Below are 18,072 nucleotides of genomic sequence, written 5' to 3' on the forward strand. Positions count from 1 at the left end.
GGGCGGGCCCCCCCCCCGGCGCCCGCCGCTGCGCCGCGCTGCGCGGCCTGCGCGGCGAAGCGGCGGCCGTCGGCCTTCGTGCCGGGGACGGCAACGAACACCGTGCCGGTCGCGACCTGCCGGCTGTCGGCCGTGAGGTCGGAGACGGTCAGGTCCGCGGCGGGGCCGGCGGCCTCGGGGAAGAGGTCGGCGAGCCGCGCGCTCATCGCTGCACCCTCATCGATCCGGTCTCACGGGCCGCCCAGCTGGTTGATATGGTAGGCGTTGAGCTTGACCATCTGCGGGAACGGCCTCACCGGCGGCTCGAATTGCGGCGGCAGGCCGAGGATCGGCGCCACGCGCTCGATCACCTTGCCGGTGACCACGCCGGAATTCCAGGCCGCCGTGGCGTAGCCGCCCGATTCCGGCAGGCCCTGCGGCTCGTCCATGATCGTGACGAACAGGTACTTCGGATCGTTCATCGGCGCCGCCGCCATGAAGGTCGTGAACAGGCGGTTGTGGATGTAGCGGCCGCCGATGACCTTCTCGGCGGTGCCGGTCTTGCCGCCCACGAAGTAGTACGGGATCGCCGCCTTCTTGGCCGAGCCCTCGGCGGCGTTGAGCCGCATGATGTAGCGCATCGCCTCGGAGGTCTGGCCCGAGAGGACGTGCGTGGCCCGCGCCCGCGCCGCCTCGGGCGTCGTCTTGAGGAAGGTCGGCGTCATCAGGTCGCCGCCGTTGGCGATGGCCGCCACCGCGGCCGCGGCCTGGATCGGCGCCACCGCGATGCCGTGGCCGAACGCGATGGTGATGGTGTTGATCTCGGTCCAGCGGGACGGGACGATCGGCGCCGCGCTCTCCGGCAGCTCGGTGCGCAGCCGGTCGAGCAGGCCCATCTTCTTCAGGAAGGCCTTGTGGCCGGGCACGCCGACGCCGAGCGCCATCTTGGCGGAGCCGATGTTGGAGGAGTGGGTGAACACCTCCGGCATGGTGATGACGCGGTTCGTGCCGTGGTACTCGTGGATCTTCTGCCGGCCCCAGTTGAGCACGCCGCCCCGGGTGTCGAAGGTCGAGTTGACGTTGTACTTGCCGGAATCGAGCGCCATGGCGAGCGTCATCGCCTTGAAGGTCGAGCCCATCTCGTAGACGCCGACGTTCATCCGGTTGATGCGGTCGGGCGAGAGCGCGTCCTTCGGGTCGTTCGGGTCGAAATCCGGCATGGAGACGAGCGCGATGACCTCGCCGGTCTTCACGTCGAGGATCATCGAGGCGCCGGCCTTGGCCTTGAAGTGGTCGATGCCCCAGGCCAGCTCGTCGCGCACGGCGAACTGCGCGCGCAGGTCGAGCGAGAGCTGCACCGGCTTCAGGTCGGCCTGCTTGTTGATCAGCCCGAAGCTGTTGAGGGCCTGCAGCCCGGTGGAGTCGATGTACTTCTCCATGCCGGCGATGCCGATGCCGTCGAGGTTCGTCGCGCCCAGGATGTGGGCGGCCGCGACCCCGTTCGGGTAGACCCGCTTGTGGTCGGGCAGGAAGCCGATGCCGGGGATGCCGAGCCGGTGGACCTCGGCCTGCTGCTTCGGGGTCAGCTCGCGCTTCACCCAGACGAAGCCCGCACCCTTCTTGTCCTTGCGCTGCGTGAGCTTGGCGCGCAGCTCGGAAGCGTTGAGTTCCGGCAGGACGGCGGTGAGCAGCTCGACCGCCTCGTCCTTGTCGTAGATGTTGCCCGGCTCGGCGAAGACCGAGACCGTGCGGATGTCGGTGGCCAGGATCTCGCCGTTGCGGTCGATGATATCGGGCCGGAAGGCGGTCGAGGACGCGGCCGCGACCCGGTGCTCCTGGCTGGGCGGCTCCCCGAAGATCGCCATCATCAGGAGCTTGGCCGAGATCGTCCCGAACACGCCGACGAAGACGAGCCCGACCATCGCGACCCGCAGGTGCGAGCGCTCGATCGCCAGCCGGAACATGCTGCGCAGGAGCGCCTTGGCGCGGTCGGCGCGCGGCTCGGGCTCGCGCGCCTCCTCCTCCAGGGGGCGCGGCGCGCCGGCGGCGTGCGCCAGCGCGGCGGCTTCGAGCAGCGCCGCCTCGTGGTCCGACACGGCGGGCTCGACCGCCGGGTCTAGGGTCTGGTCGGCGTGATCGGACACGGGGGATTACCTCGAAGCCGTCGTCGGGGTGCGGGTCGTGGTGACGGTGCGGGTGATCGAGCCGGTCGTGCGCGGCTCGATCGCGCCCTTGTCCTTGGGCGTCGCCGTGGCGGCGAGCAGACGGCCGATCTCGTCGCCGCGCTCCGGCCGGGCGGGCAGATCCGAGAGGCGCGCGAGGTGGCTGGTGCCGATCGGCTCCAGGGCGAGATGCTTGTCGACGGCCGCCTGGAGCCGGTCCGGCCGCGTCAGGAGCTGCCACTCGGCGCGCAGCACGGCGATCGCCTGCCGCTCCTTGTGAAGGGCGGTCTGGAGCTTCGAGACCTGACCGCCCTGGTAGAGCGTGTCGTACTTGATCGAGTAGGCGTAGATCGCCGAGGCGACGAGGCCGGCCACCGCCAGCAGGTTCAGGAGGCGGATCATCGGCGATGGCCTCCGCGGGCCGCGTCGGGCAGGCTCGCCAGCGCGGTCAGCGCGGCCAGCGGTTCGGGAACGTCGGATTCGGTGCGCTCCGCGGCCCGGAGCTTGGCCGAGCGCGCGCGCGGGTTGCGGGCGGTCTCGGCCTCGCCCGGCAGGACCGGGCCCTTCGTGACGGGACGGAAGCTGCGGACGGTCTCGACCGGGCCCCCGGGCAGATGGCGGGAGCCCTGCGCGGAGCGGCCGCTGCGCGCCGCGAAGAACTGCTTGACGATGCGGTCCTCGAGCGAGTGGAACGTCACGACGGCGAGCCGGCCGCCGGGACTGAGCGCGCGCTCGGCCGCGTGCAGGGCGCGGACCAGCTCGCCGAGCTCGTCGTTCACGGCGATCCGCAGGCCCTGGAAGGTCCGCGTCGCCGGGTGGATGTGGCTGCCGGGCTCGGTCCGGACCACGCCGGCGACGAGTTCGGCCAGCTGCGCGGTGGTCTCGATCCGCCCGCGGCGCCGCGCCTCGAGGATGGTCCGGGCGACCGCGCGCGATCGCCGCTCCTCGCCGAAATGGTAGATGATGTCGGCCAGAACGGTCTCGTCGGCCTCGTTCACGAGGTCGGCGGCGCTCGGCCCGTCGCAGGCCATGCGCATGTCGAGGGGGCCGTCGCTGCGGAACGAGAAGCCCCGCTCCGGCGCGTCGAGCTGCATCGACGAGACGCCGATATCGAGGACGACCCGGTCGACCTGCGCGATGCCGGCCTCCGCGAGGAGGCTGTCGAGGTCGCCGAAGCGGCCGGAGAGGAGGCGCAGGCGCCCGCCGGACTCCGCGACGAGCGTCTGTCCGCCCGCGATGGCCGTGGGGTCACGATCGATCGCGACGACTTGCAGGGCCGGATCCGCCGCGAGGAGCGCGCGGGTGTAGCCGCCGGCACCGAACGTGCCGTCGACCGCGATCCCGCCCGCGGTGCCGAGCGCGTCGACGACTTCCGCGAGGAGGACGGGGACGTGCGGTTCAGCCGCCGCATCGCCGCCGCCGTGGCGGGGCGAACTCTCGGGGGAGGAGCGGCGCCGAGTCATGACCGCCTCGACGCGCCGGCGCGCCGTGGCGCGCGCGGATGGGCGGATTGTCGGCGCGTCCCGGAAACCCGGGCGCGGATGCGGCTCGTGCGTCTCATGGTGCCCTGTGCCGGGCCGCGCGAGCGCGGCGCGCGTGACGGGAACGGCACCGGATGCGGAGCGCGCAAGACGCCGCGCACGGACGGGACCTGCGCGATGGCAGGGTGCGCCCGGCGATCCGATACACGCCGTTGACGGGAGGATGCCGGGTATCATGGGCCTCGGAGGATCGTCAACGCACAAGCTTGGCACTGCCGCGCGGACCGATCTGAACCCGGCAAGGTTAACCGAAGGTTTTTGCCGCCGCGGAATCTTCGGCGCGCCGGCCGCCCGCGCGGGAACGCCGGCGAGGCGATAAAGCCTTGCAGGTGCAGGTCTTATCGGGAAGTGGATCAGCCGGCCTGTAAGCCGGGTTCTGTAGGGCCGGAGCGCTCGCGCGCCCCGACGTGGCAGCCATTCCTCTGGGACGATCGTCGCCGACCGCCTCGAGCAACCAACCCGGGCGACTGGCCTGGAGAGCCGGCCTGCCCTTCTCGCGAAGGGCGCGCCGCCCCTATTCGGTCTTGCTCCCGGTGGGGTTTGCCGTGCCGTCCGCGTTGCCGCGTCCGCGGTGCGCTCTTACCGCACCCTTTCACCCTGACCCCGGACGGGTCCGGGGCGGTCTGCTCTCTGTGGCACTGTCCCTGGGGTCGCCCCCGCCGGAGGTTATCCGGCACCGTCTCTCCATGGAGCCCGGACTTTCCTCCCCGAACGCTCGCGCGTCCGGAGCGGCCGCCCGGCCGGCTGATCCGCGGGCAGATGCGCCCGCGGGGCCGTCCGGGTCAAGGGCGCGGGCCCGCTACCAGGTGCCGGTGTTCTCCATGGACTTCCACGGCTCCTGCGGCTCCTTGGCGCCGCCCTTCTGGAGGATCTCGATGGAGATGCCGTCCGGCGACTTCACGAAGGCCATGTAGCCGTCGCGCGGCGGCCGGTTGATGGTGACGCCCTTCTCCTGCAGCTTGGCGCAGAAGCCGTAGATGTCGTCGACCTGATAGGCGAGATGGCCGAAATTGCGCCCGCCCGAGTAGGTTTCCGGATCCCAATTGTAGGTGAGCTCGATCAGGGGCGACTTGGTCGCCGCGGCCCGCTCGACATCGCCGGGCGCGGCGAGGAAGACGAGGGTGAAGCGGCCCTTCTCGTTCTCGACGCGGCGCACCTCCTTCAGGCCGAACGTGTCGACGTAGAAGGCGAGTGCCCGGTCGAGGTCGGCGACCCGGACCATGGTGTGCAGAAATTCCATCGGATCCTGTCCTGTTCTCTTCGAAGACGGACCGCCGGCCTACTCCGGCTGACTCGCCCCGCTAGCTAGCGGCCGCTCCGGCGGTGAGAAGGCCGTCCGGTACAGACTCGGGACATTCGGGCCCGGGCGTTCGCGCGGTCGGGCCCCGTCGGGCCGACCGGGCGGGCGCTTCGGCAGCCCCCCGGCATCGTCGGCCCGATGGCCGGCCTCGCGCCGCGTGCGTCCCGTCGGTCCCGCCGCGGACTCCCGATCCGCCGGAGGAGCGACCCTTCGGCCGAAAGTATGGGAGCGTCTTACCCAGCAAGATGTAGCCCGGCTGCGACGGATTCGTCTTACTCGGCGGGATGATGAGAGCGGTTTCGAACGTCGGGGGCCGTGATGAGGACGCAGGGATCCGAGCGCGGCAGGCATGATGCACAGATGATCGGTCTCGATGCGGCGCGATTTCTCGCCGCAATGCTGGTCATGGTCTTTCATCTGGGCGCCTACGCGTGGCAGGCGCCGCTCTCGACGGCCGGGCGCGCCTTCGACGCCGCCGCAGCTTACCCCGGGCTGTTCGCCTGGACGTGGTTCGGATGGATCGGGGTCGAGCTGTTCTTCGTCATCTCGGGCTTCGTGATCGCCTACTCGGCCGAGCACGCGACCGCGCGCGCCTTCCTGCGCAGCCGCATCCTGCGCCTCGTGCCGGCGGTCTGGATCTGCGCCACGCTCACCGCCCTGGTCTCGCTCGCCATCGGCCGCATGGGGTCCGGTCGGCACGTGCTGCGGGCCTATCTCGACTGCGTCCTGTTCGTTCCGGTCGAGCCGTGGCTGGACGGCGTCTACTGGACTCTCGGCGTGGAGATCGCGTTCTACGCACTTGTCTTCGCGCTGCTGCGGCGCGGGCGATTCCGGAGCATCGGACCGGTCTGCGCCGTGGTCGGCGGTATCAGCACCCTCTTCTGGGTCGCGACCTTGGCCGTGCCGAACCTCCCGGCCCTGGCGGCGAACCGCTTGGCCGAGCTCACGCTCCTGCGCCACGGCTGCTTCTTCGCGCTTGGCGTCTTCCTGTGGTTGTCGCTCGTCAAGGGGCCGACGGCCGGTCGGCTCTGCGTGATCGCCGTCTGCGCCGTCGGGGCGCTCGTCGAGATCGGCGACGCGGCCGGGTCGTTCCTGTTCCAGATGGGCCGCAGCGAGGCTCCGCTCCTCCCGCGCCTCGTCTTCGCGGGCTGCGTCCTGATGATCGTGGCCAGCGTGCGCGGCAACGCGTGGCTCCGCGCGCGGCTCGGCGAGCGGGGCTGCGCGCTGGCCCGACGGCTCGGACTGATGACCTACCCGCTCTACCTCCTGCACAACGTCAACGGTGCCGCCCTGATCCACCGCCTCGTCGGCGGCGGGGTTCCGCCCTACGCGGCGCTCGTGGCCGCGTGCTGCGCCATGCTCCTGCTGAGCTACGCCGTCATGCGCTGGGCCGAGCCGTTCGTCCGCGCCCGCCTGTCCGCCACGCTCGACAGGGTCGGCCTCGAGCGGCCGCTCCGCGCGGAAGTCCGCCCCGCCCCCGGGCTCTGAGCCGGGCGAGGACTGCGCCACGCGCGCCGTTTCGACGGCTCCGATCGTTGCGCCGCGCGCTCCGAGGGACCAGAACGGGCCCGCCCCGCACCCGGAGTGAGCCGAATGCGCACCGAGACGCCGCCGCTGATCCGCCTCGAGGAATACCGGCCCAGCGACTACCTGATCGATCGCGTCGACCTCGACATCCGTCTCGACCCGCACGCGACCCGCATCGACGCGACGCTGACGCTGCGGCCGAACCCGGCGGGCGTGCCGGCGGCGCCGCTCACCCTCGACGGCGACGATCTCCGGCTGGTCTCGGTCGCGCTCGACGGCGCGCCGCTGGCACCCGACGCCTACGCGGCGACGCCGTCCGGCCTGATCCTCCGCGATCCGCCGCAGCGGCCCTTCGCGCTGCGTCTCGTCACGGAGGTGGATCCGACCGCCAATACGAAGCTGATGGGCCTCTACCGGTCGAACGGCGTCTACTGCACCCAGTGCGAGGCTGACGGCTTCCGCCGGATCACCTACTTCCTCGATCGGCCGGACGTGCTGTCGGTCTACACCACGCGCATCGAGGCCGACCGGGCCGAGGCGCCGGTCCTGCTCGGCAACGGCAATCCCGTCGAGGCCGGCGCGGCCGGGCCGGACCGCCACTTCGCGATCTGGCACGATCCCCACCCGAAGCCCGCCTACCTGTTCGCCCTCGTGGGCGGCCGGCTCGGGAAGGTCGAGACGCGCTTCACCACGATGGAGGGCCGCGCCGTCACCTGCGCGGTCTACGTCGAGCCCGGCAAGGAGGACCGGGCGGGCTACGCCCTCGACGCCGTCATCCGCTCCATGGCCTGGGACGAGACCGCCTTCGGCCGCGCCTACGACCTCGACGTGTTCAACGTCGTCGCGGTGTCCGACTTCAACATGGGCGCCATGGAGAACAAGGGCCTCAACATCTTCAACGACAAATACGTCCTGGCGAGTCCCGAGACCGCGACCGACGGCGACTACGCGGCGATCGAGGCGATCATCGCGCACGAGTACTTCCACAACTGGTCCGGCAACCGCGTCACGTGCCGGGACTGGTTCCAGCTCTGCCTGAAGGAGGGGCTCACGGTCTTCCGCGACCAGGAATTCTCCTCCGACATGCGCTCCCGGCCGGTGCACCGCATCGCCGAGGTGCGCTCCCTGCGGGCGCGCCAGTTCCCCGAGGATGCCGGGCCGCTGCGGCACCCGGTGCGGCCGCGGGCCTACGCGGAGATCAACAACTTCTACACGGCGACCGTCTACGACAAGGGCGCCGAGATCGTCCGGATGCTGCGGACGCTGATCGGTCCCGAGGCCTTCCGGGCCGGCATGGACCGGTACTACGCCGACAATGACGGGCGCGCCGCCACCGTGGAGGACTTCCTGGCGGCCTTCGCGGCGGTGACCGGGCGCGATCTCGGCGCCTTCGCCCGCTGGTACGAGCGTCCCGGCACGCCCCGCCTCGCCGTCGCGGCCGCGTACGATCCGGCCGCCTCGCGCTACACTCTCCGGTTCGCCCAGAGCCTGCCCGGCGGCGGCGCGGAGCCCGACGGGCCGCCCCTGGTGATCCCCGTGGCCCTCGGTCTCGTCGGGGCGTCCGGGCCGCTGATGGGCGCGACCTGCCCGGACGTGCCGGACGGGATCTACGTGCTCGACCGCCCCGAGGCCGAGATCGTGTTCGACGCGGTCCCTGAGGAGCCGGTCCCCTCGCTCCTGCGCGACTTCTCCGCCCCGGTGCGGCTCGACCTCGCCCTGACCGACGCGCAGCGGATGCGGCTCCTCGCGCAGGACAGCGACCCGTTCAACCGCTGGCAGGCCGCGCAGGACGTCGCTTTGCGGCTGATCCTCGAGCCCGACGCCGATCGGACGGAGGCGTTCGCCGCGGCACTCGGCCAGTTCCTCGAAGAAGAGGCCCTGGCCGACCCGGCCTTCGCGGCCCTGGTCCTGGCGCTTCCGAGCGAGGGCGAGGCCGCCGACGCGGTGCCGGCCGACGTGGATCCCGACGCGATCCACCGGGCGCGATTCAACCTGCGGGCGCGTCTGGGCCAGGTCCTGCGGCCGCGGCTCGAATCGATCGACGCGGCGCTCGCGCCGGTGGCCGGTGCGCCCTACAGCCCCGACGCCGCCTCGGCGGGGCGCCGGTCGCTCCGCAACGCCGCCCTCGACCTGGTCGCCGCCGGCGATCCCCGGGAGGGCGCCGCCCGCGCCGCCGAGCGCCTGGCCGAGGCCACCAACATGACCGACCGGCTCGCCGCCCTCGGCACGCTGGCGCTGATCCCGGGGGAGACCCGCGAGGCCGCCTTCGCGGAGTTCGCGGCCCGCTACGCCGACGAGCCCCTGGTCCTCGACAAGTGGTTCGCCATCCAGGCCCAGATCCCGGAGCCCGGCACCCTCGACCGGATCGCGCGGCTGCAGGAACACCCGGCCTTCACCATGACCAACCCGAACCGCGTGCGGGCGCTGATCGGGAGCTTCGCGTTCGGCAATCCGACCCAGTTCGCCCGGCGGGACGGGGCGGGTTTCGCCCGCGTGACCGAGACGGTCGCGGCGCTCGATTCGACCAACCCACAGGTGGCCGCACGCCTCCTCACGGCCTTCGGATCCTGGCGCCGGCTGGAAAAATCACGCGGCGCCAGAGCGGTCGAAATGCTGAATGGGATCAAGGCGATCCCGGGGCTTTCCCGGGACACGGCCGACATTCTCGCGCGCACCCTCGGAGGCGGCTAACCGTCTGAACCTGCGGTAGAAATCGATTCTCGGGCTCCCGGGCAACACCTGGGTTCCGTCAAGCCCTTATGGTAAAAAATCCGTGGACAAACGGCCCCCCGAAGTGATTGTATTCAGTCAGATTCGGGGGGCCTTCGGGGGCCGGGTGCCCACACCGGATCACAGTTTCCACGGGTGAGGTTCGGCCATGCCGGAGGCGGCTTCCGCTTCCTTCTCCGCGCGTGCGGATTCGAGTCTCACGATCTCGTGGCCCATGCGGAGCCGGGATCCGCGGCTCGGCCAGGCCGAGCGCTGGCTGCGCTACGCCGTGCCGGGAACGCTCGCGGTGTTCCTGGCCTGCCTCGTCGGGCTCGCCACCCTCCACATCCAGGGCCAGCGGGCCGAGATCCTGGCGGGCGCGAAGGCCGAGGTCGAGGGCTTCGCCCGTCTGGCCGCGCGGGCGGTGGATCCGGCCGGCACCGTGGCGGAGGACCTGCGCGCCCTGATGCCCGAGAGCGAGCGGCATCCCGGCCGCCGCCTGCTGCTGGTCCGCCCCGACACCCGCATCGTCGCCGCCCATCCGCCGCTCCCGGCCGACCGCACGACCCTCTCGGCGGTGCTCGGCGAGAGCGAGCCGCTCTCCGGCCTCGGCGAGCGCGCCGGCGCGATGGCCCTCGAGCTTCCCGGCGGCGAGAGCGTGCTCGCCGCGGTGCACAGCCTGCCCGGCGGCGCGGGACAGGTGGCGGTGCTCCAGCCCATCGAGCCGCTGCTGCGCGGCTGGAGCGCCCGGACCCGCGACCAGATCGTCCTGATCGCCGCCGCCGCGATCGTGATCGTCGGAGTCGGGCTCGCCTACGGCCTGCAGACCCGCCAGGCCGCCCGCGCCGACCGTGCCCGCGAGCAGATCCGCGGCCGCCTGGAGACCGCCCTGCGCCGGGGCGCCTGCGGGTTGTGGGACTGGGACATCGCGCGGGGCCGGATCTACTGGTCCGATTCGATGTACACGCTGCTCGGCTACAGGCGGCAGCACGAGTACCTCTCGTTCGGGGACGTCAACGGCCTGGTCCATCCCGACGACGGCGACCTGTACAGCCTCGCCCGGGGGCTCGCGGCCAACCAGACGCATATCGATCACGCCTTCCGCATGCGCGGCGCCGACGGGGCCTACGTCTGGCTGCGCGCCCGCGCCGAGGTCGTGGCGGACGCCGCCGACGGCGGCCGCCACCTCGTCGGCATCGCCAACGACATCAGCGAACAGCGGGCCCTGGAGGAGACCAACGCCGCGGCCGACATGCGCCTGCGCGACGCCGTCGAGGCGATCTCGGAAGCCTTCGTGCTCTGGGATACCGGCAACCGCCTGGTCCTGTGCAATTCGAAATTCCGCCACCTCCACGCCCTGAGTCCCGAGGACGCGCAGGCGGGCCGGAGCTACACGGACGTGATGGGCCGCGGCGTGCTGCCCCAGGTCCGGCGGGAATCGCCCGAGGCCGGGATGGCGCTGACCGGCATGGCGGCCCGCACCTTCGAGGCGGAGCTCGCCGACGGCCGGTGGCTGCAGATCAGCGAGCGGCGCACGAAGGACGGGGGCTACGTGTCGGTCGGGACCGACATCACCAGCCTGAAGCGCAATCAGGAGCAGCTCCTCGCCTCCGAGCGCGAGCTGATCGAGACCGTCAAGGACCTCAAACGGTCCCGCCGCACCCTCGAACTCCAGACCCAGCAGCTCGCGGATCTCGCCGAGCGCTACCTCGATCAGAAGGCGGCCGCCGAGGCGGCCAACCAGGCCAAGGCCGAGTTCCTGGCCAATATGAGCCACGAGCTGCGCACCCCGCTCAACGCCATCATCGGCTTCGCCGACGTGATGGAGAACGCGGTTCTCGGGCCGCTCGGAACCCCGCGCTACACCGAGTATTGCCGCGACATCCGCGAGAGCGGTTCGCACCTGCTGTCCATGATCGACGACATCCTCGACATGGCCCGGCTGGAGGCCCGGCGCGTGCGCCTGAGCCCCAGGGCGATCTCCGCCGAGACCGCGGTCAGCGCGGCCCTCGCGCCTGTCGAGGCGGCCGCCCGCGAAAAGGCGATCACCGTCAGCGTCGACGTCGTGCCCGGCCTCGAGCTGCTGGCCGATCCGCAGGCGATCCGGCAGATCCTCGCCAACCTCGTGCAGAACGCCGTGAAGTTCACGCCCGCCGGCGGCCGCGTCGCGGTCCGGGGCCGCCGCGCCGGCGGGTGCACCCACCTCTATATCGAGGACAACGGCATCGGCATCCCGACCTCCGACCTCGCCCGCCTCGGCCGGCCCTTCACGCAGGTCGAGCGGCAGATGACCCGGTGCCACAAGGGTTCGGGCCTGGGCCTCGCCATCACCCGCTCGATGGTCGAGCTCCACGGCGGCTCGCTCCGGATCCGCTCCGAGGAGACGGTGGGCACCATCGTGCTCGTCCGCCTGCCGGCCACGCCGGCCGAGCGCCCGGAGGCCGGCGTTCCGGCCGGCTCGGCCCGTTCCGCGACGGCCGATTCCACGATTGTCAGGCGCGAGGCGCCGCGGGCGGGCCGTTCCGCCGCCTGAGCGGGACCGTTCACGGACGCGGATCGAGCCCGCCGCGGCGTGCGAGGCGGCCCTGTTCCGCGTGCCAGCGCGCGTCCGCGACGGCGCGTGCCAGGCGCCGGATGCGCCAGCGCCGGTACAGCGACAGGACCGGGTTGCCGCCGAGACCGGCCTGATGCCGGCTCAGGCGTCGCAGCAGGTCCGGCAGCTGCGCCGAGGCCGCCTCGCCCGTGGCGATGTCGATGGCCCGCATTTCCGCCCGGAGCCCCGCCTTCCAGTCGTCCATGACGCCCGCCTCCGCGATCATCGCCCGCCCCCGCGGCCGGCCGGAATTCCCAGCAGCCCGCCGTCTCGCCCGCGGCATGCGTACACGCCGGAAAACCCTCCGTTCCGGATCCGGGTTTGCCCCGCAGGTGGTCCGCCCGGCGGACCGGACTGGAGGATACGGCCGATGCGAACCAGCACAACGTACCGCTGCACGCTGGCGCTCCTGCTCGGGCTCGCCGCCGGGCCCGCGCGCGCGCAGAGCACGGGCTACGTCACGGGTTTCCCGGGCAAGGATCCCGCGGGCGACGAGGAGATCGGCTGGGGGCCGGCCTACCGGCCCGAGACGAGCTTCGCGCAGCCGGGCACGCCGCCGACCCCCGGCGCGATCGCCGGCCGCGCCTATCGTGCCCGGACCGGGCACGGCGTCTACGATCGGGTGCAGGGCGACGGTCCGTACCGGGGCCGTTAGCGGGCCGCACCGCGGTTTCAGGGCGCCGTGGACCCGCCGCGAGATGATGGGGTGAGGCGCGAGAACCTGTCCCGATCGCTCTGGAACGGTTTGTCAGGGCGGCGGCTCCGAACGCGACAGCCGCGCCATCGCCCCCTCTCCCGTGCGGGAGAGGGTTGGGGTGAGGGACAAGAGGCCGCTCGGTCGAGCGCGCCATTGCCGCTCGGCCAGAGTGCGCTTCGTCCGGACAGACCCGATCCCTCACCCTGTCCCTCTCCCGCACGGGAGAGGGGACCAGCGCCGCGTGCGGAACGCGCTGAACCGGCCCTAGCGCCGCCGCAGGGCCCGCTTCGCGGCCGCGCGCGCGTCCCGCTCGAACCGGGCGAGCCGGAGGCGCCGCTCCAGCGAGATCACCTGTCGACCGGGCGGGACCGCGACGATCTCGGCGACCGGAACCCGATCGCGGTAGAGACCTTCCAGCGCCGATCCTTCCAGCGTCGCCGAGTCGAGCCGGTCGGCGAAGCCGGTCTCGTGGCAGGCCCGCACGATCTCGGCCTCGAGCAGCAGGCCCGGGGCGTGGCCGCGCAGATCCTCGTCGTAGGCGGTCTTCAGCAGGGTCGCGGTGCCGCCGCTGACCAGGGCGAGGCTGACGGCGACAGGCCGGCCGTCGAGGGTCAGCGCGTCGGCCCGGACGGCGACCGGGCCCGGAACCGCGGTGAACAGCGCCCTGGCCAGCGCGGCGCCCTCGGGCCGGCAGGCCATGGCGGTGCCGGCCTGCCCCTTCCAGCCGGCGCGCTCCAGGTCGAGGAAGGCCGCGACGAGGCGGGCGAGGTCCGATCCGCCCGTGGCGCACGCGTGGGCGACGGTTCCGGTCTCCGACAGGCGGCGCGCCCGGCGGCGCAGATCCTTGAAGCGGGCCCGGCCGGGATGGTCGGCGAGGAACGCCGCGTGGTCGGCGCGCCGGTCCATGACCGGGCGGTCGAAGCCCGCCACCGTGCCGATGGCCCAGCCGCGCGCGCGCATCGCCGCGAGCATCTCCGGCACGGCGCCCTCCCCGGTCGGCAGCAGCGGCCAGCGCCAGGGGCATCCGCCGGAGGCGGCCTCGAGGCCGGCCACCAGGGCCAGCGCGTGCGCGGCCCGGTCCGGACCGTCGGCGACCAGGGGAGCCGTGGCGGTCACGTAGGGCGAGAGGAAGGGCCGCAGGACCCGGCCGCCGAGGCCCGTCAGGTCCCGGGCCCCACGGTACGGGAGCAGCCCGACGAGACGGTCGCCCGCGCGGACCGTGACGTAGCGGAGGGCCGCCGGCAGCAGCCCGGCGGTCCGATGGGCCTCGATGACGTGCCGAGAGAAGTGCGGGTGCGCCGCGGCGCCCGCCGCGACCAGCGCGTCCCAGGCCTCCGGCTCCGGCGCGTCGCCGAGGGTGACGACGGCTCCGGACGGCGCGCGGAGGGGGCTCGCCGGGATCATCGGACCGCTCCGGCGGCCCAGACCGGGGTCGGCAGCCCGTGGATCCGCCCCGCGGCGCGCGCCAGCAGGGCGGCCCGGCCCACGCTCGCCACCGCGACCGCCACGGCCGCGCCGAGCGGCCCGAGCGCCGGGACCAGGGCGAGGCACAGGCCGGCGGCGGCGAGGAGACTCCCCGCCGTGAGGCCGGCGCAGAGCCGCTCCCCGCCCAGCATGGTCAACAGATCCTCCCCCGGGCCGAACAGGCTCGCTCCGACGCTGCCGGCGATCAGGATGCACAGGATCGGTACGCTGTCGCCGAGACCCGGCCCGAACATGGCCAGCAGCAGCGGGCTGACGGCCAGGATCGCGCCGCCGACCACGAGCGTCGCGGCCGCCGTCAGGCGGCCCTGGCGCCGGACCAGCTCGGCGAGGAGGAAGCGGTTGGCCTGCGCCTGGGCGGCGCTGTAGCGCTGGAGCGTCGCCGCGCTGACCGCGTAGTGCACGAACACCACGAATTGCTGGATGCGGGTCGCCGCGAAGTAGATCCCGACCTCCGCCGGGCTCACGAGGGCGCCGAGCACGATCACGTCGACGAAGGTGAAGCCGGCATTGGCGAGGTCGATCGCGGCGATCGGCAGGCCCGTGCCGAGCCACGTGCGCCACCGGTAGCGGTGCGGCCCGGCCGGCAGCGCCCGCCGGAGCCGCGCGGCGAGCAGGCCGGCCTGCAGGGCGGTCGCGACCGCGGCGGCGACCAGCATGCAGGCCATCGCGACCTCGGCCCGGGGCGGCGCGCCGAGGAGGATCGCCGCGACCATGCAGGCCATCATCAGGGTCTGGCGCAGCAGGTAGGGCGGCGCGATGGCGAGCCCGACCCAGTTCTGGCTGCGCGCCACGCCCTCGAGGTAGTCCTGGAGCGCGAAGAGCGGCATCACGCAGAGCGCGACCAGGATCGGTGCCCGGTAGGCGGGGGCGAACAGGTCCGGCTCGAGCGCGAGCAGCGCCGCGCCGAGGCAGGCGACGGCGAGCGCCGCCCCGCCGGTCACGAGGGCGCCGGCCCGGATGTAACCGCGCGCGAGGTCGAGGTCGCCCTGCGCCTGGTCGCCCGGCACGAACCGGCAGGCGCCCTGCGAGAGGCCGAGGGTCAGGGTGTGGCCCAGCATCGCGGTCCAGACCCAGACCGACGCGAAGATCCCGTAGGCGTCCCAGCCCATCAGTCGCGCCGCGAGCACCTGAGCGCCGTAGGCGAAGCCGGCCGACCCCACGCGGATCGCGAAGACCGTCAGGGCCGCCCGCTGTGGGCCGCTGCGCAGCGCCCGGAGGTGCCGGACCGCGCGGACAGGGAGGGCCGTGGCTGACACTACGCGCTCCGCGCCGGTCCCGAACTCGGCGGGAGGCCGATCTCTGGCCGTCCGGTCTAGCCCGGGGCGCGTTGCGGCTCGGTTAAGGGCGGCTGGGCCGGGGCCGCCTTGGGCTCCTTGGGCGCCTCCGTCCGCATCAGCGAGGTGGCGATCGTCAGCGCCACGTGCTCGGCCATGCAGCGCAGGCCGAGGTCGTTGAGCCGGAACTGGCGGCCGAGCATGTGGCCCTCGCCCTTGTCGCTGCGGCGCGACAGGTACTGCAGCGCCTCGTAGCGCCGGACCAGCGGCACGCCCTGCTGGGTCGCGACGCTCCGCACGGCCTCGACGATCCGGTTGTAGTCGACGTCGGCCGCCATGCTGGCCGTGTAGATCGGGTCGACCAGCACCACGTCGATCCCGTGGGACCGCATCCAGCCCACGGCCTCGGCCAGCGCGCTCGCGAAGGCGTCCACGTCGACGCGGGCGATGGCGTCGTGGGTGCCGACCTGCCAGACGACGAGGTCGGGCTCGGCCTCGGCCACCATGGTGCGCAGGCGCTCGGCGGCCCCGGAGGCGATCTCGCCCGGCAGGCCGCGGTGGTCGATCACGACGTCGACCTTCGGCAGGGCGTGTTCCAGCGCGGCCTCGAGCTTGGCCGGGTAGGAGGCCGAGGCGCCCGGCGCCGCGCTGCCGCCGATCGCCAGGATCTTGAGCGGACGGTTCTCCGCCAGCGCCGCCTTGACGGCGCCGAGCTGGGCGACGCTGTAGAGCTGTGCCCCCGGGACCCGGCATTCCTGCGACAGGGCCGGATCGTCCGCCACGGGGCCGGCGGCCTGCTCGGCCGCGGCCGCGCCGCCGGCGGGGCCCGACAGCAGGAGCGCGGCCAGCGCCGCGGCGAGCCGGGCCCGCGTCATGCGCGGGGTCGCGACGATCTGCTGCGGCTGCGCCATTCGACGAACCATGCCGTAAACCCCAGCCCGACGAGGCCCGAGCCGGCGACCAGCATATCGATCAGCGCGCCGCCGCCCGTCTGGAAACGCACGAGCTGCCCGATCAGGCTCAGGATCGAGCCCATCGAGAACACAGCCAGTGAATTCCGGCCCATCTGACTCAGATAACCGACGACGTGGCCGATTCGGGGGGCGAGCACCGCGTAAAGCGGTGCAAACGCTAACAATACCCCCAGGAAATGAACCAGTCGCGCCGGGGTCAGGTAAGTCTTCTCGAACGTGAACAGCAGGCGCGGCTCCGGAACGAGCATCGGATCCGGGCGGATCTCCGTCACGGCGAGCACGATCCCGAGGAGAACGATCACGACGCCCGCCGGGATCAGGCGCCGCGACCAGCGGCGCAGGGCGTCGGAGCGGAGGTTCCAGCCCTGCAGGACGAAGCCCAGGACGAGCAGGAGCTGCCAGCAGAGCGGATCGAAGAACCAGTCGCCCTCGCCCGGCCAGGACGGGACGTTCCACCCGAAGACGAGGCTCGCGAGATAGACGCTCACGGACAGGCCCAGGGCCCCGAGCAGGCTGAAGCGGCCGACCAGGACGAAGACGGGCGCGATGCCGATCAGCAGCACGTAGAGCGGCAGGATGTTGAAGTAGCCGAGCTGGTAGGTCAGCAGCGCCATCCCGCAGACCGACTGGATCGGGTCCGCGAAGAAGCCGCCGGCATTGTGCCACTCGAGGATCAGCGGGTTGTCGAGCAGCAGCGCCGCCCCCGCGATGATCGCGAGCGCCAGCAGCATCACGGTCAGCTGCGCCCGGTAGACCTCGACGGTGCGGGCGAGGAGCCGCACGACGCTCCGGCCCGGCGGCTCCGGATGGCCGTCGCGCCCGCGGGTGGCGATCCCGATCGACCAGCCCGCCAGGAACACGAACAGCTCGGCCGCGTCCGAGATGCCGTACTGCGAGAAGGTGTAGCGCTCGAAGGTGTTGCCCGGGATGTGGTTGATGAAGATCGTGATCAGGGCGAAGCCGCGCCAGAAGTCGATCGCGTTGGGGTCCCGCATCGTCGCGGCGGCTCCGAGTTTCGACGCATCAGGATGGCGGCGGCGGGAACGCGGCCCCTGATACGGCGCCGCATCGCTTCTGCAAAGGCGAACAAAGGTGGGGATCGCGCGGCCCGATCGAACCGGACGGTCACACCCGCGTTATGGCCCGGCACGGAGTTCCGCACCTATGACCCGCCCCCTCACCGCCCTCGGCCTCGCGCTCCTCCTGCCGGTCCTGGCGACCGGCCCCGCGCTGGCTCAGGCCCAGACCGGCACCGGCGGCGGCCCCGCCTCCACGGCGACCGCCCCCAACACCTCGTCGGTCGGCCGCGTCATGCCGCCGAGCCGCGGCGCCGGTGCCGAGACGCCGGACGACCGGCGCGTGCGGACGCCGCGCGAGGCGAAGAACGACAAGCTCATGCGCGGCATCTGCATCGGCTGCGCCCCTCGATAAGGGGGCAGCGACGGGGCGGCGACCCCGCGCCGCCGGCGGCGCTACTTGCCGCGGCGCAGGCGCAGGTCGTCCTCGCTCTCGCGGGAGAGGCGCAGCAGGTTCTGCCCGTAGGCGGTCTTGGCGAACATCTCGCCGCGGGCCACGAGCTGGTCGCGGGTGATGAACTTCTGCAGGTAGGCGATCTCCTCCAGACACGCCACCTGCAGGCCCTGCCGGTTCTGCAGGGTGCGGACGAACTCGCTCGCCTCCAGCAGGCTGTCGTGGGTCCCGGTATCGAGCCACGCGTAGCCGCGCGACATGCGCTCCACGTGCAGCTGGCCGCGCTGCAGGTAGGCCTCGTTGACGCTGGTGATCTCCAGCTCGCCCCGGGCCGAGGGCTTCACGTCGGCGGCGATGTCGA

The 18,072-nt window shown here is 72.7% G+C and carries 16 protein-coding genes and 1 other RNA gene; 5 read left to right on the forward strand and 12 right to left on the reverse strand.

The features are described 5' to 3' along the window. From ACLBYE_RS24095 to ACLBYE_RS24120, 6 genes are all read right to left on the reverse strand, one after another. A partial coding sequence (locus ACLBYE_RS24095; RefSeq protein WP_447696108.1) for a Mur ligase domain-containing protein occupies nucleotides 1–206 on the reverse strand: 206 nt, incomplete at its 3' end. 24 nt (nucleotides 207–230) lie between these two features. Then, nucleotides 231–2,075, reverse strand: a complete 1,845-nt coding sequence (locus ACLBYE_RS24100) for a peptidoglycan D,D-transpeptidase FtsI family protein (protein ID WP_447696120.1) — start codon at nucleotides 2,073–2,075, stop codon at nucleotides 231–233. Between the two features lie 54 nt (nucleotides 2,076–2,129). After that, entirely contained in the window at nucleotides 2,130–2,543 is a 414-nt protein-coding gene (gene ftsL / locus ACLBYE_RS24105; protein WP_012319332.1) for a cell division protein FtsL, read from the reverse strand. Beyond that, complete coding sequence (rsmH, locus tag ACLBYE_RS24110) at nucleotides 2,540–3,604, reverse strand: 16S rRNA (cytosine(1402)-N(4))-methyltransferase RsmH (RefSeq protein ID WP_447696109.1); 1,065 nt, start codon at nucleotides 3,602–3,604, stop codon at nucleotides 2,540–2,542. Before rsmH ends, ftsL begins: the two co-directional genes overlap by 4 nt. Before the next feature lie 427 nt (nucleotides 3,605–4,031). Continuing rightward, nucleotides 4,032–4,430, reverse strand: an RNA gene (rnpB, locus tag ACLBYE_RS24115) — RNase P RNA component class A. 51 nt (nucleotides 4,431–4,481) lie between these two features. Beyond that, on the reverse strand, nucleotides 4,482–4,922 hold the full coding sequence (locus ACLBYE_RS24120) for a VOC family protein (RefSeq protein ID WP_447696110.1): 441 nt from the start codon (nucleotides 4,920–4,922) through the stop codon (nucleotides 4,482–4,484). Between the two features lie 420 nt (nucleotides 4,923–5,342). Between ACLBYE_RS24120 and ACLBYE_RS24125 the strand changes: the two genes are divergently transcribed. From ACLBYE_RS24125 to ACLBYE_RS24135, 3 genes are all read left to right on the forward strand, one after another. Next, nucleotides 5,343–6,470: an acyltransferase family protein gene (locus ACLBYE_RS24125; RefSeq protein ID WP_447696111.1), complete on the forward strand. Its 1,128-nt coding sequence runs from the start codon at nucleotides 5,343–5,345 to the stop codon at nucleotides 6,468–6,470. A 105-nt stretch (nucleotides 6,471–6,575) separates the two neighbouring features. Next, nucleotides 6,576–9,200 carry an aminopeptidase N gene (gene pepN, locus ACLBYE_RS24130; RefSeq protein WP_447696112.1) on the forward strand — a complete coding sequence of 875 codons (2,625 nt, stop codon included), beginning with the start codon at nucleotides 6,576–6,578 and terminating at the stop codon, nucleotides 9,198–9,200. Between the two features lie 253 nt (nucleotides 9,201–9,453). Then, entirely contained in the window at nucleotides 9,454–11,751 is a 2,298-nt protein-coding gene (locus tag ACLBYE_RS24135) for a PAS domain-containing sensor histidine kinase (RefSeq protein WP_447696113.1), read from the forward strand. Between the two features lie 10 nt (nucleotides 11,752–11,761). On the opposite strand, the gene ACLBYE_RS24140 is transcribed toward ACLBYE_RS24135, so the two are convergent. After that, entirely contained in the window at nucleotides 11,762–12,016 is a 255-nt protein-coding gene (locus tag ACLBYE_RS24140; RefSeq protein WP_026605077.1) for a hypothetical protein, read from the reverse strand. A 165-nt stretch (nucleotides 12,017–12,181) separates the two neighbouring features. On the opposite strand from ACLBYE_RS24140, the gene ACLBYE_RS24145 reads away from it, so the two are divergent. Beyond that, complete coding sequence (locus tag ACLBYE_RS24145; protein WP_447696114.1) at nucleotides 12,182–12,466, forward strand: hypothetical protein; 285 nt, start codon at nucleotides 12,182–12,184, stop codon at nucleotides 12,464–12,466. A 306-nt stretch (nucleotides 12,467–12,772) separates the two neighbouring features. Here ACLBYE_RS24145 and ACLBYE_RS24150 read toward each other — a convergent pair whose 3' ends face one another. The 4 genes from ACLBYE_RS24150 to ACLBYE_RS24165 are packed head-to-tail and all read right to left on the reverse strand — an operon-like array spanning nucleotide 12,773 to nucleotide 17,236. Next, entirely contained in the window at nucleotides 12,773–13,912 is a 1,140-nt protein-coding gene (locus ACLBYE_RS24150) for a GNAT family N-acetyltransferase (protein ID WP_447696115.1), read from the reverse strand. Continuing rightward, on the reverse strand, nucleotides 13,909–15,249 hold the full coding sequence (locus ACLBYE_RS24155; protein WP_447696116.1) for a lipopolysaccharide biosynthesis protein: 1,341 nt from the start codon (nucleotides 15,247–15,249) through the stop codon (nucleotides 13,909–13,911). Before ACLBYE_RS24155 ends, ACLBYE_RS24150 begins: the two co-directional genes overlap by 4 nt. Nucleotides 15,250–15,305: 56 nt before the next feature. Further along, nucleotides 15,306–16,178, reverse strand: coding sequence for an SGNH/GDSL hydrolase family protein (locus tag ACLBYE_RS24160; protein WP_447696117.1), 873 nt, complete (start codon nucleotides 16,176–16,178; stop codon nucleotides 15,306–15,308). After that, nucleotides 16,139–17,236, reverse strand: coding sequence for an OpgC family protein (locus ACLBYE_RS24165; RefSeq protein ID WP_447696118.1), 1,098 nt, complete (start codon nucleotides 17,234–17,236; stop codon nucleotides 16,139–16,141). Before ACLBYE_RS24165 ends, ACLBYE_RS24160 begins: the two co-directional genes overlap by 40 nt. Before the next feature lie 169 nt (nucleotides 17,237–17,405). Between ACLBYE_RS24165 and ACLBYE_RS24170 the strand changes: the two genes are divergently transcribed. Further along, the gene (locus tag ACLBYE_RS24170) at nucleotides 17,406–17,672 is read left to right on the forward strand and encodes a hypothetical protein (protein ID WP_100252383.1); all 267 of its coding nucleotides are present in this window, start codon (nucleotides 17,406–17,408) and stop codon (nucleotides 17,670–17,672) included. A 41-nt stretch (nucleotides 17,673–17,713) separates the two neighbouring features. Here the strand turns inward: ACLBYE_RS24170 and ACLBYE_RS24175 are convergent. After that, a partial coding sequence (locus ACLBYE_RS24175; RefSeq protein ID WP_447696119.1) for a sugar phosphate nucleotidyltransferase occupies nucleotides 17,714–18,072 on the reverse strand: 359 nt, incomplete at its 5' end.

The sequence above is a fragment of the Methylobacterium sp. A52T genome (assembly GCF_053346095.1).